The 23,083-nt window shown below is 53.8% G+C and carries 16 protein-coding genes and 2 pseudogenes; 2 read left to right on the top strand and 16 right to left on the bottom strand.

The features are described from left to right. Positions 1 to 312: 312 nt before the first annotated feature. The 3 genes from JAO32_RS04125 to JAO32_RS04115 form a co-directional block, all read right to left on the bottom strand. Positions 313 to 1,086, bottom strand: a complete 774-nt coding sequence (locus JAO32_RS04125; protein WP_334237776.1) for a class I SAM-dependent methyltransferase — start codon at positions 1,084 to 1,086, stop codon at positions 313 to 315. Between the two features lie 78 nt (positions 1,087 to 1,164). Then, the gene (locus JAO32_RS04120) at positions 1,165 to 2,319 is read right to left on the bottom strand and encodes a hypothetical protein (RefSeq protein WP_334237775.1); all 1,155 of its coding nucleotides are present in this window, start codon (positions 2,317 to 2,319) and stop codon (positions 1,165 to 1,167) included. A 295-nt stretch (positions 2,320 to 2,614) separates the two neighbouring features. Then, entirely contained in the window at positions 2,615 to 3,682 is a 1,068-nt protein-coding gene (locus JAO32_RS04115) for an acyltransferase family protein (protein WP_334237773.1), read from the bottom strand. Positions 3,683 to 3,965: 283 nt separating this feature from the next. On the opposite strand from JAO32_RS04115, the gene JAO32_RS04110 reads away from it, so the two are divergent. Then, a complete protein-coding gene (locus JAO32_RS04110) occupies positions 3,966 to 5,093 on the top strand; it encodes a glycosyltransferase family 4 protein (RefSeq protein WP_334237771.1) in 1,128 nt (375 codons plus the stop codon). 11 nt (positions 5,094 to 5,104) lie between these two features. On the opposite strand, the pseudogene JAO32_RS20020 reads toward JAO32_RS04110, so the two are convergent. Beyond that, a pseudogene (locus JAO32_RS20020) lies at positions 5,105 to 5,257 on the bottom strand (DapH/DapD/GlmU-related protein); the annotation flags it as partial. 93 nt (positions 5,258 to 5,350) lie between these two features. After that, a pseudogene (locus tag JAO32_RS20015) lies at positions 5,351 to 5,539 on the bottom strand (hypothetical protein); the annotation flags it as partial. A gap of 555 nt (positions 5,540 to 6,094) precedes the next feature. On the opposite strand from JAO32_RS20015, the gene JAO32_RS04100 reads away from it, so the two are divergent. Next, positions 6,095 to 7,750, top strand: coding sequence for a hypothetical protein (locus JAO32_RS04100; RefSeq protein WP_334237767.1), 1,656 nt, complete (start codon positions 6,095 to 6,097; stop codon positions 7,748 to 7,750). On the opposite strand, the gene JAO32_RS04095 is transcribed toward JAO32_RS04100, so the two are convergent. The 11 genes from JAO32_RS04095 to JAO32_RS04045 form a co-directional block, all read right to left on the bottom strand. Next, a complete protein-coding gene (locus JAO32_RS04095; protein ID WP_334237765.1) occupies positions 7,637 to 9,070 on the bottom strand; it encodes a glycosyltransferase family 4 protein in 1,434 nt (477 codons plus the stop codon). The two genes, JAO32_RS04100 and JAO32_RS04095, sit on opposite strands and share 114 nt — an antisense overlap. 8 nt (positions 9,071 to 9,078) lie before the next feature. Next, the gene (locus JAO32_RS04090; protein ID WP_334237763.1) at positions 9,079 to 10,305 is read right to left on the bottom strand and encodes a glycosyltransferase family 4 protein; all 1,227 of its coding nucleotides are present in this window, start codon (positions 10,303 to 10,305) and stop codon (positions 9,079 to 9,081) included. Next, entirely contained in the window at positions 10,302 to 10,898 is a 597-nt protein-coding gene (locus tag JAO32_RS04085; RefSeq protein ID WP_334237761.1) for a WcaF family extracellular polysaccharide biosynthesis acetyltransferase, read from the bottom strand. The genes JAO32_RS04090 and JAO32_RS04085 overlap by 4 nt, the downstream gene beginning before the upstream one ends. Continuing rightward, positions 10,895 to 12,025, bottom strand: a complete 1,131-nt coding sequence (locus JAO32_RS04080) for a glycosyltransferase (RefSeq protein ID WP_334237759.1) — start codon at positions 12,023 to 12,025, stop codon at positions 10,895 to 10,897. Before JAO32_RS04080 ends, JAO32_RS04085 begins: the two co-directional genes overlap by 4 nt. A 114-nt stretch (positions 12,026 to 12,139) precedes the next feature. After that, a complete protein-coding gene (locus JAO32_RS04075) occupies positions 12,140 to 13,378 on the bottom strand; it encodes a glycosyltransferase (protein ID WP_334237757.1) in 1,239 nt (412 codons plus the stop codon). Further along, positions 13,362 to 14,750 carry an O-antigen polymerase gene (locus tag JAO32_RS04070; protein WP_334237755.1) on the bottom strand — a complete coding sequence of 463 codons (1,389 nt, stop codon included), beginning with the start codon at positions 14,748 to 14,750 and terminating at the stop codon, positions 13,362 to 13,364. Before JAO32_RS04070 ends, JAO32_RS04075 begins: the two co-directional genes overlap by 17 nt. Further along, entirely contained in the window at positions 14,750 to 16,066 is a 1,317-nt protein-coding gene (locus tag JAO32_RS04065; protein ID WP_334237752.1) for a glycosyltransferase family 4 protein, read from the bottom strand. Before JAO32_RS04065 ends, JAO32_RS04070 begins: the two co-directional genes overlap by 1 nt. After that, on the bottom strand, positions 16,063 to 17,676 hold the full coding sequence (locus tag JAO32_RS04060) for a lipopolysaccharide biosynthesis protein (protein ID WP_334237750.1): 1,614 nt from the start codon (positions 17,674 to 17,676) through the stop codon (positions 16,063 to 16,065). Before JAO32_RS04060 ends, JAO32_RS04065 begins: the two co-directional genes overlap by 4 nt. Next, entirely contained in the window at positions 17,676 to 19,844 is a 2,169-nt protein-coding gene (locus JAO32_RS04055) for a GumC family protein (RefSeq protein ID WP_334237747.1), read from the bottom strand. Before JAO32_RS04055 ends, JAO32_RS04060 begins: the two co-directional genes overlap by 1 nt. Positions 19,845 to 20,017: 173 nt before the next feature. Further along, on the bottom strand, positions 20,018 to 20,977 hold the full coding sequence (locus JAO32_RS04050) for a polysaccharide biosynthesis/export family protein (protein ID WP_334237745.1): 960 nt from the start codon (positions 20,975 to 20,977) through the stop codon (positions 20,018 to 20,020). Between the two features lie 340 nt (positions 20,978 to 21,317). Further along, on the bottom strand, positions 21,318 to 23,048 hold the full coding sequence (locus tag JAO32_RS04045; RefSeq protein ID WP_334237743.1) for a DUF6600 domain-containing protein: 1,731 nt from the start codon (positions 23,046 to 23,048) through the stop codon (positions 21,318 to 21,320). Positions 23,049 to 23,083: the final 35 nt, after the last annotated feature.

Genomic DNA, 23,083 nt, shown 5'->3' with positions numbered 1-23,083 from the left:
CATCATAAATTCGCACACGACGTCGATCTTCTATGGTTCTTATCTGCCGAATAAAAACTTTTCGTCTGGCGATCTCAGTTGCTGAGGCGACGCCGACTTATCAGGATTTATTTCGGGCGATGAGGGCTGCGCCGATGCAGAATTTCGTAGTGGGATCTCTGTCTACTGAATCTTATTTGTCTGCAGGGGTGGGCAAACCGACACGGTTTCTTAGTATGCTGAAGCGCGAGTCGCCGCGAAGGCTATCGAGACGAGAGGCTGTGTTCACAAGTTAGAGAGGGGCGGCGATCACAACTTAGTGATGAGCGACCTCTAGATGCTCTTCCTCTGCGGCTCAAAGCGATAGAGAGAGCAGGGATCCAGCGGCCCTGAGAGGCCATCGTCTCGGTCTTCGTCGGAAATGCTGATCTCCTCGCGACATATGTTTTGAAAACGAGGGAATTCAGAGAACACCTCTTCATATTCCGGATAGAGATACAGGACATCAATGGGGCCAGAAATCGTCTCGCTCTGATTGATGATGCCCTCAAGCAAAGCCCTGAGAACCGGGGCATGAAATGGGTTGTAGAGGTAGATCAAAACTGGCCCTGCGAGAAGTTTCGGAAGCAGGGATGGGCCATCACCACACAGGATCGAAAGATTCATTGGAACGCTTTTCTGCTCTTGCCACCGTTGTACGTTCTCGCTTGCAATTTCGGCGAGCTTCGGCTGTAGTTCGATTCCGAAGACATCACGAAATCCGAATTGTGAGGCCAGGAGAACAGCACGGCCTTTACCGCAACCGACATCGATAAAGCGGTACTCAGAGGTTGGTCGCTGACTTGTTCGCTGCCAGAGTTCGAATGCGTTGGCGAGGCGGGATGGGGGGACGCCGAAGTAGGCAGTAATAAAGCGATCGTTCTGATGGCCGGAGTGGAGATCCCGACCGTCTACCAGGCCACTGGTGTCAACGCCATACCTTACGTCGAAGTCATGTTTCGCTTTTACCTTTGGCGGTTGAGGTCTGCCCAGAAGCTTTCGAAGAGGAGCCTTCAGAGGCTCTAATATCCTGCGTCTCGCTTGAGCGGCGGCATCGCTGATCTTCATGTGCAGGTTTCCTTACAGTGGGAGATTCCTAACCTTCAAGGACCGAGCGTTTTTGTAACACTGCCTGAGTGCATCCTGTTATCGCGAAGCGGCAATAGCCCTGTTCTTGACGACAGAAGATGTAGATTGTTCGTCTTCCTCATATGAGGCAGTCTGCGGTTCTGTTGGCGCTGCATGCGGCGCAATGTTCAGGGATGTGTCGCTGCCCGTAAGCATCGCCTTCAGTCGATTTGAGTCGGGAAGCAGTTTTGCGCAGAGATGACGGACCAAGTTGAGACTGTACGGAAAACGCATCCATAGAAGATCTGTCACCGTCTCCTGCTGGAAGGCGTTCTGTATCGAATGCAGCGTGCTGCCATTGAACCGCAACCATTTGCGACCCATTGCAATGTCGTGCTCTGTTTGAAAGTAGCGCATTGCAGTGCCGATGGAGATTGAACCGAGGTCGATACGATTCATCTGCCAATCAATGATGGTGATGTCGCCGTAACGGCGACCTCCAAGGAGGGATAGCCACTCGCCTTTATCGGAACGCAAGCCCGCAATAAACCCACCCGGAATGGTGTGTGTGCTGTGATATCGCCAGGAAGAAACCCAGTCCGGGACCGGGTAGGCACATACTCGATTTATCTCGATGAGTTCCTCTTCGGATATGTCGCAGTCGGGATAGAAAACAGCGCCGAACTCTTTGATTGCACGTCGGGAGAAGTTACGCATATTTCTACGGCTCCGAGACCCCATCAACGCGAGCGTTTCGTCCAGCGAGCCAAGCAGAGGCAATGTCCGCCGCAGATCTCTGTGGAGGATGGTGACGGGCTGCGTACCCGCAATCTGTGCTCCAAAACGCGCGACGAGATATACGGCGCGTGCCTGCTTTTGCATTAAGAATTCCGCGGCCATGCTGGCGGCTGCCGATTGGAGCTCTGGAGCTGAGAGCACAGTGAGATCACCGTCAGGGTCCATCGGAGCGAAGACGCCAAGACCTAATTGTCTCCAACGATATTCAAGAACGATTACCGCGGCCGAGAGCTCATTGTCCTGGTTATAGAGCAACACCGCGTGGGGGATCTTATTGCCGAAATAGGGGACTGTAAGCAGAAAACGAAGTTGTGCCTCAACGTTTTTTTGTCCGCATTGTCGCCCGAGCTCTTCAAGGCGAGGTGCGGCAGACAGCAAGTCGGAGGCTCCTGAAATCAGAACGCAGGCCGACAGTGGTGCGAACTCGAGATTCATAAAGATGGCACCAGCACGATGACGCTAGCAGCAGACATCTATTTCGACTTGCTCGGCCAGGATTGAGTTAGGTGGTTTAACCGCCACTTAGCGTCTGGCTATCAATTTACCGAGCAGCATTTCATCTAAGGCCCGGGATGTCAACGGATACCTGAATGGAGGCAAGCGCTGGATTGATTTTGCATTGATCGCGTTTTCATCTGACGAAGTTCCATTGCGGGCAAGGTTGACTTACGACGCTAAGAACGGCAACTTCCATCATGACGAGAAGACCTGCAGCGTTAATAGCGAACATCTAGGGCGCGAACGTCTTGATACGCTCGAACCGCCGTTTCAGTCGGAGGAATGGGGTCTCGAAATAGCGGTAGGAGATTGCGGCGACGACGTAGGTCAGTAGTAACGTCAGGCCAATGCCGACCAGACCGTGAACGTGCGAAGTCACCGCCGCCAGAACCGGGAGATGAAATACATATAGTCCGTACGAGATTCTTCCGGAATAGATAAAGGGGCGCGGAGCCGGGAGTTGCTGGAAGGCGACGATTAGCAGTCCACATGCGACGGCTACAAGAGCGTAACCAGCGCATAGTGAGGCAGCAGAGTGCGCCTTGCTCCCCATGGTTTTCAAATGAAAATGCCCAGCGGCCAGCAGCCATCCACCTATACAGGCGGCGACGACTAAAAGACTGACTGGGATGCTCCATCGCGGCAGTAATCGATCTGCAAGTGCAAGCAGAATTCCAGTGGCGAACATTTCGAATTGGACAAAACTGTTGAACCAGATAGTGACGTCCGGATCTGCGTGTACTTGTGCCATATGGATTAAGGTCAGGTTGGCCAGGAGAATCAAGACGCATGCGATGACCAACATGCCACGTCGCCCGAAGAATCTGCAGGATGTAGGAAAGAAGAGGTAGAACTGCTCCTCAATGGAGATGCTCCACAGATGCGACATGAGGATGTTGCCTGGAAATACAAGGTTTCCTGCAAACAAAAGAGCTGCAATGAACCATGCCTTTTGGTCGTGTAACACACCATGGTGGAATGCTCGGGCGATACCGATGGAAAGGCCAAGCAGATAGAGCGGCCATATGCGCAGAATGCGGCGAATGTAAAAGGCACCCATGTTGATGGAGCCGGTGGCCACATGTTCTCGAGCCAGCAACAGAGTTATGAGGTATGCACTGAGGACGAAAAACAGGCATAGCCCAAAGCCCATGGAGTCAGCGAATATTTCGCTAGCGCTTCCCGAGCCTGTGCGCGGGATAGCGTGGTGGATAAAGACCGCAAGAAAGGCAAAGAAACGAACGACATCCAGTTGAGGTCGATAGAAAGCGGCCGCCGTTTTATGAGAAACGCTGTCCATCTCAACCTGGTCTTTCCGGACTAGATAAAGCACACGCAGACGCTGTAACTCGATCGAATGAGTTGAGGCATCAGGGTGACGAGTGGCCGAGCAAGTCTACGTTACATAGAGGCGGCACGCAATGAATTTATCCATCAACGCTCGCTGAAAGTGATAACTCCGGTCGAACGGCTTTAATTGGTTCTCTGGTTGGGATGGATCCTTTCATCCGGTACACAGCAGGCTGTAATTGAATGAGCCAAAGCTATAATGAGCTGGCTACTCTCGCGCATACGGGGTATCGGTGAACATTCTTTCCTACGTCCACCTGCGGAACATCTATCGGTCTACCGGTGTTGGACGAGTTTCCCGTGAGCTTACTGAACGCCTGCATGCAACACCCGGTGTGAATCTGCACGTCCTTGCGGATTCTGTGGATCACTCTCGAGTGATTCCGCTCATCGGGAACCCGTGGCAATCGTACCAATACCACTTTTTCAAGTCTGATACCTCTGCCCAACAGTTGCGATGGGTGCTGACGAATCGGCCTGCCGCCGAGCAGTACTGGAGCGATGTTGACCTCGTTCATTGCACAGCGGAGTCGTATGTGCCAGTGCGGAGGGCCCGTCTCGTCGTCACCTGCCATGATGCGCAGCATTTCGAAGCTGGAGCTCATCGTCAGAGTGTATGGCTGATGAAACAGCGGTTGAAGTGGCGTCTGCTGTTTGCACGGCTCGAACGAGAAGTGGATATGCTCCAGATGATTTCCCACTTCGCTGCGGAACGAACGGCTCACTTTTTCCCGAATCTAAGAAGTCGGTTACGTGTGGTGCCAAACGCCGCGTCAGACAGCTTCTTTGCGCCTGCGGATGATGGAGGAAAGGCAGTGCTGCATCAGCTTGGAGTGCAGGACAGGCCGTTCGTGCTTGCGCCTGGGGGGCTGCAGTTCCGAAAAAATGCGGACCTGATCCTGGATGCGTGGCCAACTATTGCGACGGCTGTTCCTGACGTTGTGCTCGTCATCATCAATCATGCTGACGAGACCTACCTTCCTCGTGCGAGAGCGCTTGGTGATCGATGCGTACTTGCTGGCTTCCAGGATGAGCGTCAGCTCGTCGCGCTATATCAGGCGGCAACACTCGTATGGTTTCCAACGCTCTACGATGGTTTCGGCATGCCGGTGATTGAGGCAATGGCGAGTGGCACACCCGTGATCAGCAGCAATACAACTGGCATACCAGAAGTAGCAGGGAACGCAGGAGTGCTTCTGTCGCCGACCGATACTGAAGCACATATCCAAACCATCATCGAACTGCTTCGCGATGAAAGCGCGCGGGCCGTGCTAGCAGAGCAGGGGCGTAAACGTGCAGCAGAGTTTACGTGGGACAGGTCTGCGGCGAAGCTTCTGGCGGCATTTCAGTCGCTTGTTTAGCTACTGCCTTCTCGTGACTTGATGAATTTGGCTGGAACGCCAGCCACGATTGCGTAGGGATCTACAGACTTCGTGACGACCGATCCCGCGGCAACAATCGCTCCGTCTCCAATGGAAACGCCCTTCAGAACGATGCAATTCGCACCAATCCAAACGTCTGAGCCGATCTGGATTGGTGCTGAAATCTCCTCTTGCAGCTTCATGAGTTGGCCGAATTGGATACCGTGATTGTGATCGATGAAGCGACAACCGCTAGCAATCAGACAGTTCGCGCCGATAGAGATCCCCTGGATTGCATTGAATTCGCATCCACTGCCGACAAATGTGCCATCGCCGAGGGAAATCGCTATACCTGGTGCGTGCGCTCCGGCCGCGTTGAAGTAGATCCCATGCTCGAGGCTGACCCGCTTTCCCAATGAAACACGGTGCGGCCACGTGACGAGCATGTGCGACAGTCGCGAGTCTGCACCGATCGTCATACCGAGGGCCTTCCAGTACAACCTGCGTACTGCACTTAGTAGCTTTGGCCGCCAATGCATACGCAAACGGAATAGCAACTTTTGTGATTGTACGAAACCCAAGACATTATTCCTTTGGGAGCAGGTATTTGGACACTTAATTGCTACGTCATCGGATAGGTTGCAACAGGCTGTTGGTGCAACAAGCAAATGATGAATATTGCTCTTTCAGAAGACTGCATCCTTTTTCATGCGGAATCAAATCATAAAACAAGAATGGAACACCTTATTTCTATTCTCGTGAGATGCAATGCGTGATGGCAGCACAATAACCGTGTAGTTGGAGAAGACATGAGCTGCCGACCCAATCGGGCAACACGAATGGTTCTGCACGCATGCCTTCTCCTGCTTGCTGTATCGGCTGCGTGTCGTGCGCAACTGGTTCTTACATACGGTTCAAAGGGGATTGATCGTCTCACGTACAACGGTGTTGTCCTTTCCGATACGGGCCGGTTCCAGCAGGATCGTGTCCACATCGGACACATGAAGCTGACCGATCGCTCCGGCCAGGTGCTTACCGCTGATGGTTGGGGTGAGAGTAACCAGGGAACGAATTGGGATGCTGCATCGAAAACTGAAACCTACAACTTCCGATGGGGAACAATCAAGATACAGTTTTCACAAAAGTCCGATGCATTGGAAATCAATATCAGCGAATGGAACCGGCCAAATTCAGGAGTGATTCTGGCCGGAGTGTCGGTTTATCCGCTTGCCTTGCACTTTCCAACGCTGCCTCCCGGGTTCGTGAATGCCAGTTATCCCCAAGGCACTTCGAATACATCGGCACCTTCCGTTACAGTCGCCGACTTTGGGGTGGGCCAGGTCGTCGATGTCGTGCCTGATGCATCGAAGCCTTTGTACAGCATGTTATGGCCGACCGGCACCGGAGACGCTGCATACTCTGTATTCATAAGCACAACAACGCCTGATAGCTTGCCGGAATTCTTTCCTCGACACGACCGGCCCGTCTTGCCTGGACAAACGGATTCCTTCCGTATCGCACTGCGATTTGCGCCGCACGGGGTCGCAATGAATACGTTGGCAGCCGATGCCTATTCCAACTGGTCGCGACAGTATCCCGCGACAATGAAATGGACAGACCGACGTGTCATCGGCACTGCCTATCTTGCGACTTCGCCGACGGCGGATCAAGCAGCGGCCAGTGTTGACGGTGCCAATCCTCGTCACTACCTGGGAGCAGGGATGGACCTTCGCACGCCCGAAGGTAAAAGGCTCTTTCAGGCGCGCATCCTTACTAAGGCCGGAGAGATTGTGCGTAATCTCAAAAAGCTGGATGCTCAGGGAGTGATTACATGGGATATCGAGGGACAGCAATATCCACACAATACAAGTTATGTCTGCGCCCCAGATCAGATTGAAAAGGCTGCTCCAGAGATGGAGTCTGTAATCATGGATAGCTCGTCACGATACGTCGGTAAGAAGCTGGATGATGCATACTTCAGCATCATTCGCGATGCAGGATTCCGTGTTGGTGTGTGCGTTCGCCCGCAACGGTTTACCTTGCTTCCGGAAGGCGGCGCACAGCAGGTGCAATTAAGCGCAAAAGACGCGGAAGCGGATATGCTACGCAAGATCAGGTACGCGCACGATCGATGGGGTGCAACGCTGTTTTACCTGGATAGTACGGTAGAGCAGAGCGGTCGTCCCTTAGATGCGGCGATTTTTCAACGCCTGTCTGCGGCTTTTCCGGATAGTCTTCTTATCCCGGAACAGAGTACTCCCAGACACTACGCCTATACAGCTCCGTTTAAATCCTTCCTGTTTCACAACGAGACGGCGACTGATGCGGATATCAGAAATTACTACCCCAATGCGTTTAGCTGCATTCTCGTGAACGATTCCAATGCCGAACGCTTGCTGCGATCACGAGCGGCATTGGTTGCTGCCGTTGCGGCAGGCGATATTCTTATGGCTCATGCCGACTATTGGGATACGGCCAATATAAGTGTCGTAGCCATGTACGACAGTGCTCAAAGGTCGAGAGGTCGGCAAGATGCCAAGCTGCTACGCAGCAGTGTCAAGCATTCGGTCGGAGGGAGCGGCAGTCCGGTCCCACTTGTCGAGCCCACGCTGCAAGCGATCAAGGGCAGCCATCATGATATTGCTACCGCCCAATAGGTTTGAACGGCTTACGCGAAGATAGCCGCATTCACCCACGGGGAGTGTCATCCACCAGTCCCGCTCATCGACTTGTTCCTGAAGAACCGCTTCAAAGTAGTGATTCCTGAAATACATTTCTGCAGTTGCGAAGTCCAGCTTCTGGCAACAGTTTTTCACTAAATTCCAGCATTCATCGATGTCCTTGATGTTGGAGAGAGCTATCTCCAATTCTCTGACATAGATCTCCTCATCGACCTGCCTGCGCATATGTCGAGAAGAAAGTACCTCGCGTGCGGCACGAAACTCAACGTAGTCCAGGTAGCGTACGGCGATCAATATGAGGATGGTGAATACGGCGATGACACCAATTCTGAGCCCTCGTGGAATTACATAAGCCAGAAATGACAGTGCGCACGTAATCGCGCATGCGGCATACAACAGAAGAGCCGTTGTTCTTGGATCATGTCCACGATCTTGCATTACATGATGAATGTGTCCATGATCAGCTGAAAAAAGCGGCCTGTGTCGCAGGTAGCGACGCGCAACCGCGATGCAAACATCAAGCAAGGGGAGTGCCAGAATACTGATGGGAGCGAACATCCCCAGCGTGGGACCGCCGTGGTGCTGCCATGTAAGAGAGATCGCTCCAAGCATGAAACCGATCGTCAGACTCCCGCAATCTCCAAGAAAAATTGAAGCAGGGTTGAAGTTATAGAACAGGAATGCAAGAAGAGCGCCTGCCAAAGGCATGGTTGCGACGACCAGGCCGACATTGTGTTGGTATAAACCAACGGCAAGTGTGGCAAATGCGCCCATCAGACCAACACCCGAGGCCAGGCCATCCATTCCATCGATGAGATTGATGGCATTCGTGCAGACCACCAGCCAAAACGTGCAGATGACGATACTTAACAACGGGTGAGGGAAGGTTCCGAAGGCAAAGCTTTCGGGAGCATGAATGTAACCCAGAACAGAGGCCGTCACGCAAGCAACCAGTTGTCCGAAGAGTTTGATCAACGGCGTAAGGTCAAACAGGTCGTCGAGCAGCCCAACAAGAAAGATCAGGGCGGCGGGAGGTAGCAGTACCTGCAACAGGCTGTGATGCTGGATATGGATCTGCTCTCCGTGAAGATCGATCATCAGCATGAGACCGATCGTGCACGCGTACGCAAGCATGATTGCGACACCGCCAACTCGAGGCGTGGGCGTCACATGTTTCTTACGTGTCTCATCTGGTTTGTCAACCAGGTTTAAGCGCAGCGCGACGATTCTGCACAGGGGAGTGAACAGAAAACAGAGAACGAAGCTTACGACACCGAGCAGAAGCGCAAGAGACATAGTTTCTCCTAGGGGACGGAGATTGGGGGTGCTTGTTCCGGGTACGCGTTATTTGTAGTGCTGTGACGATAAGACGTGGTTCCTACAAGTTGATCGATGATGCGAGCTGTACCGAGTGGACGATCAAACTCCTGCTCGAGGGCCAACCGGCCATTCCTGCCCGCTGCTGAAATTTCGTCAGGATGTTCGGCCAGATGGTTAAGGAGGCTTACCAATCCCTCGACATCGCCGTTGTCGATGTGCCATCCGCAGGCGTGACGACGCACAATCGATGCTGGAGTTGCGGCGCCTGGACCCACAAACAAGATGGGACGGCCAGCGGCGAGTAGGCCGTACACTTTGCTGGGAACTACTGACCCACAGCAAGTCTCTCTTTGCGTCACAATGCCTATGTCGCCAGCGCCCAGGCTGGAACCAAGTTCGCCCCTTGGAACGTATGATCGCAGCTCTACAGAATTGATCTTGTCGGCTTGCAGAAACGATGCAAGCTCAGCGTGCCGGGGGCCACCTCCGACAAAGAGAAAACGGAAGCGCGCATCATCTCGAAGCCTACGGATTGCTCCGATCAGTGTCTCCACGTCGTGTGCGAGTCCCAGGTTCCCGGAGTAGAGCAGAAGCAGGGAATTGCGATCTGTATGTCGCGGAGCGACAGCGATCTGTGTGCTGTCGGCCCAGTTATCTATAACGGCAATCGTTTCGCTCTGTATGCCACGAGCAAGCAAACGAACACGCATGCATTCACCAAGCGCAATGATCGAATCCGCATTTCTTCGGGACCAATCCGCCACAACGCCTATTGACCAATTGATGATTCCCCTTGACTTGATGTAGCCAAGATCAACCGCGACGTCCGGATAAACGTCCATCTCCCAGATACAGAAGCGTGATCCTTTGAACAGTTTGAGAAGAGCGCCCACTACTGAAAGAAGCGGAGGAGTGGTCAATGTGAGTACAGCGTCAGGCCTCGGAACGCGGAACGCTTTCCACGTAGCGCCAATGTAAAAGGAGGCATACGAAAGAATGCGACCTACTGTAGACCGCGAAAATCGGAAGCCTTGTACTTGATGGACGACAACATCCGGTCTGGATTCGGGGTTTGTCTCGGCATACGTTCCACCGCAAATGACATGAACTTCATAGCCAAGCGCAACAAGGTCGCGCGCCACATCCGTTAATAGTTGGCTGGTGGCCGCGCTATCTGGCCAGAAGAACTGGTTCATCAAGAGCACTCTCATCCGGCGACCTCCTCCAGCACGCCGTTACGCACGGGCTGTTCGCGGATTGTGCGATTGCGCACAAACAGGGCTGGATTTCCTGCATAGATTTGCCAGCTTGGAATGTTCTTGCTGACAACGCTCCCAGCGCCGGCCACAGCGCCTTCATAGAGCGTGACGCCGGGGAGAAGCATGCCACGAGCACCGACCCATGCACCATTACCCAATGTGACGGGGGCTACCATCAAGCCAAAAGATGGGTCACGCCAGTCATGGTTCCCAGTGCAGATATACGCATTCTGAGAAAGGCAAGCATTATTGCCTAATGTCACCGTTGTCAGATTGTCGATCCATGCACGTTCTCCGATCCAGCAGTCATCTCCGATTCGCAAATGCCACGGATACTTCACAACTACTTCGGAGTGGATAACGACGCCCTCTCCGACAGAAGCTCCGAAGAGTCTCAGCAATGTGACGCGTAGTCGTGACGACGGAAGCAACGGTGAGCGAAACAATGGCAACCCTAATAACATCCACGCTGCGCGCCACAGGTAGGAGCGACCTGGTTCGTACCACGAATTGTCATATGACTTCAGATCAATCTGCTGATTCATATGGCATCCTCTAGAAACTCGACACTGTTTGGCCGCGGACCACCATTAATCCACTGATAGAGCTGGCCCATGCAATCAGTAACTCTTTCCCAACTGAAGTTGTCCTGGGCAAAGGCTTTTGCGCGTGTACTCATCGTGGCGTATGTTGCAGATGAAATATCCAAGGCTGTCATTAGCGTCTGCGCTAACTCATCCACATTCGTTTTGACCTGCCATCCGGCGCCAGCCTCTGTAACCTGCGGAAGATTGCATTGTTCGGAGATGATGACGGGCAATCCGCAACCAAGTGCCTCAAGCGTCGCAACGCTCAAACCTTCGGAATAAGAGGGCAGTACGAAGTAGTCAGAAGCCGCAAGGGCGCTCCACTTTGCAGAGCCCTTCAACATGTCGGTAAACAGCACGCGTGAGGACATGTTCAGCTCAACCAGAAGCCGCATCATCTTGGCCACGGTACCCTCGGAATCTGGCCCAGCTATAACAAGCACGACATCGGGATGCCGGCTGGAGATCTTTGCCCACGCATGCAGCAAAAGGTCTATCCCTTTTTTGTAATGAACGCGCCCCAGAAAGAGCAGGACTCGCTTGCCTTTGATTCGAGGAAAACGGGCGCGGAACAGGGAAGCGTCATAGGTTGCAGGGATGTCGATCCCATTTGGGATAATCGCGATTGGTCCCTTAAAACCGAATCGTCTGCAGTCCAGGGCTTCCGCTCGTGTCAATGCACGGACGCAGGCTGCGCCGTTTAGATTTCGCCGTTCAAACAGAGCAGCATAAATCTGCTTCTTGTAATGCTTATTTGCAAGCGCCCAAGGTTCCAGCATGCCGTGAGGCGAGATGACATACGGTGTGCGAGTATGGCGGGCAGCAAGGGATGCTGCAAGCGTACTTGCCTCCCATAGACCATGAATATGGACCCCCGACGATGCTTGGACCGTAGTCTGTAAGCGCCTCCGAAGAGCGCCGTCGGTCATCCATTTTGATCGGTTTGGCGGCCAGAGTGTAAGTGGGACATCAGAATGCAAATTCAATTCGCGAGTCTCTTCGGGAGAGCTGAAGGAAAGGATGCGTGCGTCATAGCCCTGGCGTTTACGTAACTCCTCAGCAAGCTTTGGCACAGTCGCACTCATGCCACCGAACCGGGGATCGATGTGTGACAGTACTTCCAGCCATAAGCCCTTGGCTGTTGTCTGCTCCGTTGGTGAACCCTGAGGGATACACACGTGTTCCATCGTCCGCATCGGTTAATCTCCGTTGGCCCGAGTGGCTGAACCCATGATTGTTACCACCTTGGCATTGCGCTCCTGATTGCGCACGCTCCCATCGGCGATGCCTACAATCTGCTGGCCAAAGTTTTGTGGCGTGTAACGCTCGATGAGTGTGAGCGAAACGTGCCCCATGCGGTTTCGCTCTTGTTCGGGATAAGAAGACATCAGCAATAGTTGGTCAGTAAGTATTGCGGGGTGCAACGGATCAAAGACGAAGCCATTTTGTCCTGGGCGGACCAAATCCTCTGCGCATCCACAACGTTTGGACACAATCACCGGAAGACTGGCCGCCATTGCTTCATTCACCACTAGGCCCCAGGGTTCACGCTTGCTTGGCAGAACGAACGTCGACGCGAATGCATACACAGGCAGCAACTCCCGTGCGCTTCGGTGCCCAAGAAAGCAAACGTGATTGTTGTAGTCGCTTGCTTTTAGCCGTTCCTTTAAAGCGGGAGCATCTGGGCCATCCCCAGCAATGACGAGCGACCATTCACCGCCGCACTTACGATATGCGAGCCATGCATCCAATAGGCCGATCACATTCTTTTCGGGAGCCAGCCGACCAACGAAGAGGAAGTAATGATCGGGAAGGCCATGTTGTAAGGAAGAAGAGTTCCGACGGATGTCTGACACGGATTCCTGGATGTGTCTGTTTCCAACTACATCGTAGAAATGTGCGATACGCTGTGGCGAAAATCCGAGTTGTAACAGGTAGCGGTCGTGTGCTGCTCCGCCCGTCACGGCCCAGTCAAACAGCGAGCGAATCAGCAGAGACTTGAGCTGTTCTCGCCATTCTTTCCGCACATGATCCGCAGCGGTTGTTTCCGTCATGAGCACGCTAATCCGCCCAGTGGCTTTGCACCATATGGCTGCGGCAATAGCAGGCAGTGTGTAATATCCCGGAACCAAAACAAGCTTGGGGCTCAACTTCGAAAGTCGCCGAACCAATGCAATCGACAAGGCAACTTTGCTCGCGTCATGCCACCCTTTCGTAGCGCAGAGAGTTTCTACAGGCAGCCCATGAACACCCTCGCGAAAGTTATAGCCTTTGTGAACACCTACTCCGCCGATGAGCTCAATGCCATGGACCTCTCCGTTAACGCCGAATGCAGCCTGCAGCCCTTTGAACCTGGCCACGTGGTATGAATACCAGTCAATCCAGATGACGACGGCACGACATTTGGCAGTGCCCGATGCTTCAGATTTCGTTTGCATGACCAACCTCGAAGTCCCGTATGTTCTCTACGTGTCGCAAACGCAGGCTATGAGCTACTGAGAAGTCTTCTCTTCGCCAGTCAAGTTGCTTCGTCACGCGCTTTGCCGCATAACGCCACAGTAACCAGCTTGGAATTGATAAGAGGAGGGAACGGAAGATAACGGCTTCCATCGTCTGCATGACGAGATAAATGGAAATAGCGTTAAGAACAATTGCTTGGCTTATCCAGTAACCGCCTTGGGTGACACTCTTCTTCCACACCCAGCCGTAGAACCATCCCAACACACCCATGAAGGGAACAGCGAACCACCAAACCTCAACCCAAAGGTCTGCCACGATCCCTGGAGCTGAACCGTCAGCTCCCTGCCAGCCCAGAGTGTCTCCGAATCCTTCGCCCGTACCCGCGTTATGCAGCAATTCTGGGATGCCAAAGTCCTCGTATTTATTGGCCCAAATCGAACTTGGAATTGGGCGCACCAGGATCTGCGCAAGATAACGGCGCATCCAGAAGTAGTGTCCCCGCCGCTCAGAACTTAGTACTGTACCGCCGCCATAGATCCATTCATTACCCGTGTCAGGCGCTTCAACGATGTTGCTGACATCTGTGTTCACGTCGAAATTGGAGCCGATATAAATGGAGCTTCGATTGGTAACGAGAAACAAAACAAGCCAGCCAAGGCAAACACCGCCGACTGCCAGCGCGACGACGGGCGGTCGCTTCTTCCGATTCACGTACCAACTCATGAAAACGAAGACTGCCAACTCAAATGTCGGTCCCCGTCGCGCCATCAGAATGGCAGAAGCAAGCCATGGCACACCAAATATGGCCAACATGCAGTATGCAGGGATGCGAGGTCCTCCGGCACTTCGCGACAGAAGGGCCGTCATAACACCCAGCAGCAGAAGGATGCTGCCATCGCGAATGTAGCCGCTGTCGTCCCATCCACCGCTGTATGACGCGCTAAAGGCATTCACAAAGCCGCCTACATTGACGATGGTGATTGCCCAGCAAAGCAGCCCTAACGAGCCTGCGATGGATCCACCAAAAAGCAGACGTTTGGCTGTGCTTGGTGAAAGCCTTCGCCTGATGTTTCTTCGAAGTACGGATCGCACGCCTACAGACAGGCAGCAGCCAACAAATGCTGCTACGCCCAGCAGATTCAGGGTGGCGATGAACAGTAGTTGATTGCTGTCAAAGAAACGCGACAGGCCTCCGTTCATGTAGAGCTTCCACGGCATCCACGTGTAGAGGAATGCCATCATTGGACCTATCAGCACGAGAGGATGGAAAATGTCATGGCTTCCATCCAACGCGCAGATGGTACCGATGAGAGCAATTGCGCCGGTGGCAATGAGAAGAGCGACGAACATTATGCGGCCTCCTCGTACACTGCCTGACCAGCCAAAGCGTTACGCACGGCTCGCACAATGCCTTCGTGAAACCGCGTCCACGGAAAAGTCTCTGCACATGATCGAGCTGCCAGTCGCATGGCCAACAGTTCCTCGCGGTGGGTCAATGCCCATGCAAGTCGCTCCGCAATTTGTTCGGGACTGCGTGGATCGACGATGAAGCCTTCTACTCCGTTGTGAATAAGATCTGGCGCTGCGGTGTTCGTTGTCGATAGAACAGGAAGCCCACATGCGAGCGACTCAAGCAATACTTGTCCAAAACCTTCCGCAACGGATGGAAGAATGAACAAATCTGCATCCTGGTATGCCCTCACTAACTCTTCGGGGCTTACGGATGGGCGAACTATTACACGGCGTGCTTCCTGCTCGAACAACTCAAGTCCATCAAGAACACGACCGCAGACCGTGAGTTCGATTGGTGCATCAGGAAGAAGCGCGAGAGCCTGCAAGAGATACTTGATACCTTTTCGCTGATTGATGCGACCGACGAACAACAGGCGGAGTGGCTTTGATGTGTCGCGGTCCAATGTGAGGTCGGGCTGAAACTTATCAAGATCAATGCCGTACGGCACCACCTGCACAGAATTCGCTTTTACGCCATGCATAAGCAGGCTGCGCTTCGTAAAGGAAGAGGCTGCCAGAGAGGTATGCGGCATCTTCGTTTCGTGAATGAGTCGCTCGAAGTCATCCGGAGGAAGATTCAGCTCCCATTCCTGCAGAAGCGAGTGAGCGCAATCAGGGTGTGCCTCTAACTCTGCTTGCAGCAAGGAGCGCATTGTTTCTGGGTGCGGGTGCAGCTGGAACAAAATGCCTGCACGTCCAGCCGCTTGGAATGCATCGAATGCGTAATAGCTGTAGCTCAGTAACTCCGCACCACGACGCGCGGCGGTGTTGCCTGCCAAACGTCCCAGACGAGCGTCAGCATTTCGCGTCAGCCAGCGTCGAGTATTGAAGGGTACAAAGCGAGCCTTATCCAACAGAAAACTACCGATGCCTGCGATGAGGCATGTTTTGACTTGTGATTTTGGCAAGCCCGGCGCACTACGCTGTCTTAGAACAGTCAGCACCCGCTTGGGCAACCATGCCGCTAATATGCGACCGCACATGGTCTCTTCTGACCAGAAGAAATCTGTGACCAGGCATTCCAGCAGTCCTGCCTTTGAGAGTGCCAGCGCTACCTGGTAACGGTCGCGTGCGCCATTGTGTACGACGACGACTTTGCCAGATCTGGCATTACTCGACTCTCGTGGGCCAGGAGCAATGGAGGAGGTTTTCATTGTTTGCCTCCTGCCGCGAAGAAGGGAAGACGACGTAGGGAAAACACGATTCGCTGGCGAAGACTTTGCAGCATCGCCTGGCTAGGCAGGCAAGAGTGTTTCTTGCCGAGTCTGTATAGCAGTGTTATGCAAAGTACGACAACGCACAGCATCAGCAAGGACAAGGAGCCGCTATTAGATGGGCGCGCGATACGGATCGCACTCAACAGCGCAAGAAAAACAATCCCGGTGGTGCTCATAGCGAAGAGCGAAACCATGCCAGATGGAAGACGATCGCGACGTGAGAGTGCAATCAGAACTAATAATGCGATGAGAATATGTGCTGCAAGAAACACGGCCATGGCTTGAGCGGCGTTGCCGCCGTGCAGCATAAGGGCCGTTCCGAGAAACGCAGTCGTTACCGCCCATACCGTATTGATTACAGCCGTCAGTCGGATCGACACCACGCTAAGGCGAGCCGACGGTGGTGCATTTCCCATTTGAATGACAGCTACTCCCACCGCAATGCTGACTGCGAGTGCCGCGTTCGCATAGACCTGCCCATACATCAGCCGCAAGAGTAATGGAGCAATAACCATCGTGACGGCAGCTATGGCGAAGCTAACGCTTGTTGAGGCAAAGGTGCAAAGCATCATTACGCGTTGTGCAGTCCCCGTTCCCTCGCCGGGTGTGGCCATTGCAGAGAAACTACCCTCCGTCAACAGGGAAGGGATCAATCCAATCAGGTTTCTCAACTGGCTTGCAATGGAGAAGAAGCTGATTTGTGCGAGGGTAGAGTCGCCACGTGCCACCAGAACGGTAACCCACCATCCTGCAACGTTTGCACTAACCAGTCCCGAAAGTTGCACCAGACCGTAACTCCACACCTCACGCATAAGAGGGAAGAATGCTACGCCTGCATGATGGCCAATGGGAGGTTGCAAGCGAAGCCGCGCGGCCATGATGCAGCACAGAAGTACGGCGCCTACTGTAACTGCTCCATGGGATGCCACCATGTTCCTGGCATTACCGGTCATGGCCATTGCCGGGATAACGGCAAGCATGCCAAGTCCGACCAGCAGTGAAAGAACTGCGAGCGCGACCAGGCGTTGCTGCCCCACAAAGAATCCGCGTGCGCATTCCAACAACACCATGCCTGCTGCAGTGATGCCCGCAATGCGCAACAGCCCGGCCAGGTCAGCTCGATGCAACAGAGCCGCGATGGGCGATGCCCCCAGCGTCAGTGCCAGTGCTGCTATTGCAGCGGAGCAGAGCGAGATGGTAGCCATTACCTGTGCGAACACACGATAGCTGCCGCCATCATATGGATACTTTCCTGAGAAGCGTGTAGCGGTCGTTCCAATACCGCCCGCCGCGTATACCGAAATGTTGTTTGCAGTGGTGACGCCCACCGAGTAAGCGCCGAAGGTCGCAGGCCCAGCCAGACGTACTGCAAGAACGTTCGCAAGGAAGGTTGCTCCACGCTCAATGAAGACTGCTGCGCTCAGGATCGATACGCCCTTTACCACATGCTTCGCGACGTCTGGCGGAATCCTTTCGCGCGCAGCAGTGGGCAACGGAGCGAGCAGCTCTTCACTAAGCAGCGGTTCTTCTGCGAGAGCATTTGGCATTAGGTGGTTGCCTCGCGATCTGCTCCTGTTCCGCGGTATTCGTAATAGCCTTTGTAGTACGCACGCTGACCTTCGCGCCTCGGGTCGAAATCGTTCAAAATGCTGCCGGCGATCGTTACCCGGTCTCGCTGTAGCATGTTGCGCACGGTAAGGGCATGCGCCTGCCTGGTAACGCCGGAGCGGAAGACGAGTATGGTGCGGCTTGCGTGGCCCGCCAGGATGCGTGCATCCGAGATGTGCAGGACCGGTGGTGAGTCAATCAGAACAACGTCGAACACATCGGATAATTTTTTAAACAAGACATCCAGTTGTGCAGAGTGAAGGAGATCAGAGATGGATGCCTTACCCGTACCAGATGGGATGAGGAACAGATTCTGGTAACTCGTCGGCTTACAGAACAGTTCCAGATCATTCTCATGAGCCGCCACGCCATCGATCAGAAGATTGCTCAGGCCCTTGTTGTTGTCCACGCCAAGCACTTCATGTAAACGTGGCTTACGAAGATCGCCGTCTACTAGTGCCACACGTAGTTTCGCTTTACTAAGAGCAATGCCAAGATTTGTTACTACTGTGGTCTTGCCTTCGTTTGCTTCAGGCGAAGTGACAACAAAGACACGAGATCGTCGATCTGGTTGTGAGAGCAGCACTGAGAAGGTGGTGCTCCGGTATGCTTCCGCCACAAGCGCCTCATCGCGCCATACAGTGCTGGTATCGCGAGATGTAGTCCCAGTGCGAGGGGACGAGAGTGTGAGGGCACCTTGCAAAGGTGGTTTACCGTTCGCAGCTAGTTCGAATTCGGCGTGGGGCGAAGGGATTACACCAAGTTCGTCCAACTTAATAAACCTGCCGATGTCACCCGGAAGACGAAGACGGGGTGCCTGTCGCTCCAGAAGGAAGGCGATCGCTATGCCGACTATAAGTCCGATAAATGCCCCCACGACGGCATTCATGCCACGCTGGGGATAGATAGAAGATCGAGGAATCCGCGCGGTATCAACAATGCGAATGGTGGAGGCAGGCACGGCCGATGCAAAGCCGGCTTCCTTGGCGCGCTGCAATAGCGTTTGATACAGCTGCTGTTCCGATTGCACCTCGCGCCGTAAAATTTCGATTTCGGAACTCTTCTCCAGGGTGGACGATACGGTCCCTTCCAGTGCGTGATAACTCAATCCCAAGAGATCTTCGCGATGCTTCGCAGCCTGGAACGCTTGCTGCAATTTCGAAGTAGTAATGCCTTTCTCATGCTGCATCGCCTTCTGTGTTTCCGCTATCTGGGCATGCAAATGGATCATCTTAGGATTAGCGTCCGTTAGGTTCGACAAAGCCGCTTCTTGCGCCTCCAGGTCGGACAAACGCGACTTCAAGGCTATGTAAGCTGGACTGTCCGGAGAGGCGTCGGCTGAGCCTTCCTGCATCTCGGCTAACTCAGCCTGCTTTTGCATACGGTCTGCCTGGGCTCGCACGAGTTCCGTCTGCATTTCACGAAGACGTTGTTCTCCCATGACATCGGTAGGGGCATTGAGAAGAAGGCCATTGCCGCCTGCGGCAATCTCAAGGCGGTGTTGGGACTCTTCGGCTTTTTGTCGAACGTCTGCTGCCTGCCGCACAAGCCAATCGCTGATGTGTCTAGCCTGTGCGCCCCTGCTTTCGAGATCGAGCTCCTGAAACTCCGAGGTCAGGGCATTGCAGTAGCGCGCCGCAAAGGCAGCATCCCACGAGCCGCAGGTCACCTCGATCAACTGCGATATGCCAATGGGTTTAACTTTGACGTTTTTGGCTGTGTCCTCGATGAGCTTGTCATACGGTATCTGACTGCCGGATTGTAGATGGAGCACTCGCCACAAGCGCGATAGCAGATCGTTCCGCATCACAAGGTCAGGATGGCCTTCTTTACTGAACTGCGACTCCACTCGGTCTGAAAGCGATTCGCTGCTAAGTAGCTTGATCTGTGTCTGGAGTACTGCATCGCTGGGCAAAGTGGCGGTGGGCGCGACGCTGCGAGCATCCATGAAGTCACTATTCATGGGCTGAATCTCAACGGAAGTACGCGCCTCATACAAAGGTTGAGTTGTCAGGTGTAGAAGCAGGCTGATCGTTATTCCTGCTAGCATCATGCCAGCGATGAGCCAGCGATGGCGCAATACCGTCTGGAGATACTCCGCCGGCATACTCGGTCGATGATGTCCTTCAGGCTGAGAGTCGGCCGAAGATGGATCCTCCGCGGAATCTTGCCATGCAAGATCGCGGTTTTGATGAGGCCTAAGTCGAGTTTCGATTCTGCCGTCGTTGCGTCTTAGATGCAAATCTCCCCCTGCCATACACTCACGATTGAGAAAGCCAGTCAGCGGTAAATGAGGATGCCGGTTGTAACCTGCAGAATGGCTTCTGCTGTTCTACGCGCGCCGGACTTGGCCGCACTGTTAGGTACGAAGAGAATGTCATCTGCGAATAACATCGGATCAGCTTGCTTGCCAGCGAGTATCTGGTTGATATTTACCGGGATTTCCTCTCGTTTTTCACCACCTGGGTTCACCAGTCGCAGTATCTTGGCATCCTGACTGCGGGCGTTGGGTGACAGGCCCTCTGCAAGCGCCAGAGCTTCGACCAGGGAAATACTTCCACTGGAACGAAGCGGAAAGCCGCCAGCGCGATGTACGTTGCCGATGACATAGACAAGACTTCCCTTAGGAATCGAGACTACGTCGCCTGCTCGGAGTGGAATGTTATTTTCAGGAGCCTTCGCCGCCAGAAGATCATCGAGAGACAAAACAATGCGTGAATGTCCATCAGGAGTTATGGTGGCACCTGGCAGTGGCAGCACTCCAGACTTAGCATCTCTCGTTAGGATGACCTTGGGGCCAGCGTCCGGGCGTATTCCGCCCGCCTTCGTGATAGCAGAAACTACTGTAAGAGTCCCGGTAATTTCCTGCACACTCGGTGAATTTACCTCGCCCACTACCGATACCGTTCTGCTCTGACTACTGAGTACAGATACAGAGATTACGGGCTCGTGGACGTACTTAGAGTAGCGGTCAGTTAACCTGGCTCGTAACCCGGCGATCGTCAACCCATCGACCGGGACCAGACCGACAAGGGGTAGATCGAGGTTTCCGTCGGAAGCAATCCGAACGTTGAGGTTATGCACCTCGTCCAGGTCTTCAACGTTTATTTGGAGTTGATCGCCGCCAGCGACGATCTCAGCCGTGCCGTCTAATCGGCTGGTTTGATCAACCGGTGAAGACGATTGTGGCGCAGGCGATTGCCCGCATGCGCACATAGTCGTTGCAAGGGTCCAGCTCACAAGAGAAGTCGCTCTCATAACGGACCTTGTATCGAGAACACGGATTAGGAAACCCGCATTCGACGACCTTGGGAGATTGAAGTCCAGCCTGGGGTAGGCAAAGAGGATGGTGCAAGTTTTAGACCAATCAGGACGCTGGCTCCCAATAACCGATCTATTTATTAATAAGTTCGATCATGTCAACAGAACGAACTGTGACGCTTTGCATGACGTCATCTTGTATCTAGAGATATGGAAAATAACAGAAAACTGGCAAGGCATATGTGCAGTGTTTTGCATAAAGTATGCAAGTAACTGCATACATCTCTGTTTGTGTTAGGTCTTTTGCGCGTCTCAGTTATTAGTGATGCCCGGCCGAAGAAGATGATGTCGGAGCAGATGGCGCCGACACGGAAGCAGGAGCAGAAATGTGAGGGCCACCGCCCGCCGGGCCGGTGTAACCACCGCCAGTGCGAGCTCCACCGGAATAATTGCCGCCTTCGACATGCGAACTGCCTGAGTATCCGTTCCCACCTCCTGAATAGCCTGCATAACCACCGGGGCGTGAAGTCGAGATGTAGCCGTTCGTGTTTGCGGCACTGCTCCGGGAATATCCGCTGCCATTACTCCGCTCGGCATAACTATTGTTGTGTGTCTCTCGGTTCTGGGTGTTGGGTCGATCGAAGGTACCTGTGTGACCGCCCAGACGCGTTTCCGATCCTTTACCATCTCGCGCAGCGAAACTAATGTGGCTTGAGGAAGGGAGATCGTTTCGGTTCGTCGGAGTAAAGAACACGGGGACGTTGCTTGATCCAGCTTTATTCGCGGTTTCGGAGAGCTTATTCAGCTTGCCGAACTCGCCTCGCGGAACTCCGAGACCCGCTGAGTCGTTGCGGAAGTTGAACGAGCCTGTGGCGCGATCGACATGTGAGAATTTGAGCGGTTTCTCGTTAATCGCAATCATGGAGCTCGCCTTACCTGAAATCGGATGAGGCTGTGGTGGGAACGGATGAACGCGGCTGGGGTCATGTCCGAAATGGTGACGATCGTGATCGCGATATGGGGCGCGGACAGTGAGGCCGTACCAACTGCCCCCTGGTTGCCATCCCCATGCTCCGCCACATTGCAGCCATGAGCCGTAGTGGAACGGAGCCCATCCCCAGGGATACGGGGATACCCAGCTATAGCCGCTACCGGGATACAGAGTCCAGATGCCGCTGGAGTAGGGATCCCAAGTTGCAGAGGTGAAGTAAGGTCGCCAAATACGTCCGCAACCGTCCACATCGGAGAACGCGCCGTAATAATTGAGATCTGCGAGACCATACGAGACGCCTGAGCCTGCGAGAGCGTTTCCGTGGTAGTACCGTTGGTGGTATTCCGTCTGTTGCTCGTCCCAGCTGTCAAAAGGAGCGTCTTCAATGCCGGCGATCAGGTCTGCGGATGCGTGTGTCTCTGTATTGAAGATAAGACTCTTCATTTTGCCGACTTCACGGGATCCTGATGTGTTCGTGAAGTCGACCGAACCTGAGATAACCGAAAGGCGGCTCTCAGAAGTCTTTATCTCCAGTCGGAAATGGGATCCTGGCCGGGGCGTAATGACGCCGTCACCAGAATTCAAGCGAAACGTGTTGACTTTGGTCTTGTTGAGTGAGACATAGACTGTTCCGCTGAGCACGTTCATGCTGGAAATCGTGCTGCCTGTAGCAGTGCGGCTGAGTTGTGTGAAGTCCACCTGTGTTTCCGGTATCAGGCGAAGCGTGGTGCCATCTTCAAACTCAACTTCTGCAGATCCCGTACCAGTCTTCAGCCGTGAGCTTTGGGTAATGGGCAGGTTGTTGAACGCGGCTTCAAAACCCCGGCCTATATTGCGGTCCATTTCGACCTTGCCGTTGGCCTGACTCAGGCGGACGATGCGTATCGTGTTCGCGCTGTCGGGATCGTCAGAGACCTGCCCAACAGGGGACGAAGCATTTCTTTCGACAAGATCAGGCGTGTCTGCCTGTGTCGAGTTGGAGGGCAGTTGAGCCTGCAGCGCCGGGCCATGGCTCATGACAACGAGCGTAATGGAGAGGAGTGAGATTGTGCGATTCATATCCGCCTCGTAACGTAGGTCGAATTGATTGGGCC

This window comes from Terriglobus sp. ADX1 (assembly GCF_036877645.1).
Classification (GTDB): Bacteria; Acidobacteriota; Terriglobia; order Terriglobales; family Acidobacteriaceae; genus Terriglobus.
Note: the sequence above shows the minus strand (reverse complement) of the source record. Positions and strands in the feature narration are given on the sequence as shown.

What these genes read in the sequence shown, in the direction of transcription:
- JAO32_RS04125 (WP_334237776.1), bottom strand. Translation starts at nt 1,086, where the DNA reads ATGAAGATCAGCGATGCCGCCGCTCAAGCGAGACGCAGGATATTAGAG.
- JAO32_RS04120 (WP_334237775.1), bottom strand. Translation starts at nt 2,319, where the DNA reads ATGAATCTCGAGTTCGCACCACTGTCGGCCTGCGTTCTGATTTCAGGA.
- JAO32_RS04115 (WP_334237773.1), bottom strand. Translation starts at nt 3,682, where the DNA reads ATGGACAGCGTTTCTCATAAAACGGCGGCCGCTTTCTATCGACCTCAA.
- JAO32_RS04100 (WP_334237767.1), top strand. Translation starts at nt 6,095, where the DNA reads ATGAAGCTGACCGATCGCTCCGGCCAGGTGCTTACCGCTGATGGTTGG.
- JAO32_RS04095 (WP_334237765.1), bottom strand. Translation starts at nt 9,070, where the DNA reads ATGTCTCTTGCGCTTCTGCTCGGTGTCGTAAGCTTCGTTCTCTGTTTT.
- JAO32_RS04090 (WP_334237763.1), bottom strand. Translation starts at nt 10,305, where the DNA reads ATGAGAGTGCTCTTGATGAACCAGTTCTTCTGGCCAGATAGCGCGGCC.
- JAO32_RS04085 (WP_334237761.1), bottom strand. Translation starts at nt 10,898, where the DNA reads ATGAATCAGCAGATTGATCTGAAGTCATATGACAATTCGTGGTACGAA.
- JAO32_RS04080 (WP_334237759.1), bottom strand. Translation starts at nt 12,025, where the DNA reads ATGAGTGCGACTGTGCCAAAGCTTGCTGAGGAGTTACGTAAACGCCAG.
- JAO32_RS04075 (WP_334237757.1), bottom strand. Translation starts at nt 13,378, where the DNA reads ATGCAAACGAAATCTGAAGCATCGGGCACTGCCAAATGTCGTGCCGTC.
- JAO32_RS04070 (WP_334237755.1), bottom strand. Translation starts at nt 14,750, where the DNA reads ATGTTCGTCGCTCTTCTCATTGCCACCGGCGCAATTGCTCTCATCGGT.
- JAO32_RS04065 (WP_334237752.1), bottom strand. Translation starts at nt 16,066, where the DNA reads ATGAAAACCTCCTCCATTGCTCCTGGCCCACGAGAGTCGAGTAATGCC.
- JAO32_RS04060 (WP_334237750.1), bottom strand. Translation starts at nt 17,676, where the DNA reads ATGCCAAATGCTCTCGCAGAAGAACCGCTGCTTAGTGAAGAGCTGCTC.
- JAO32_RS04055 (WP_334237747.1), bottom strand. Translation starts at nt 19,844, where the DNA reads ATGCCGGCGGAGTATCTCCAGACGGTATTGCGCCATCGCTGGCTCATC.
- JAO32_RS04045 (WP_334237743.1), bottom strand. Translation starts at nt 23,048, where the DNA reads ATGAATCGCACAATCTCACTCCTCTCCATTACGCTCGTTGTCATGAGC.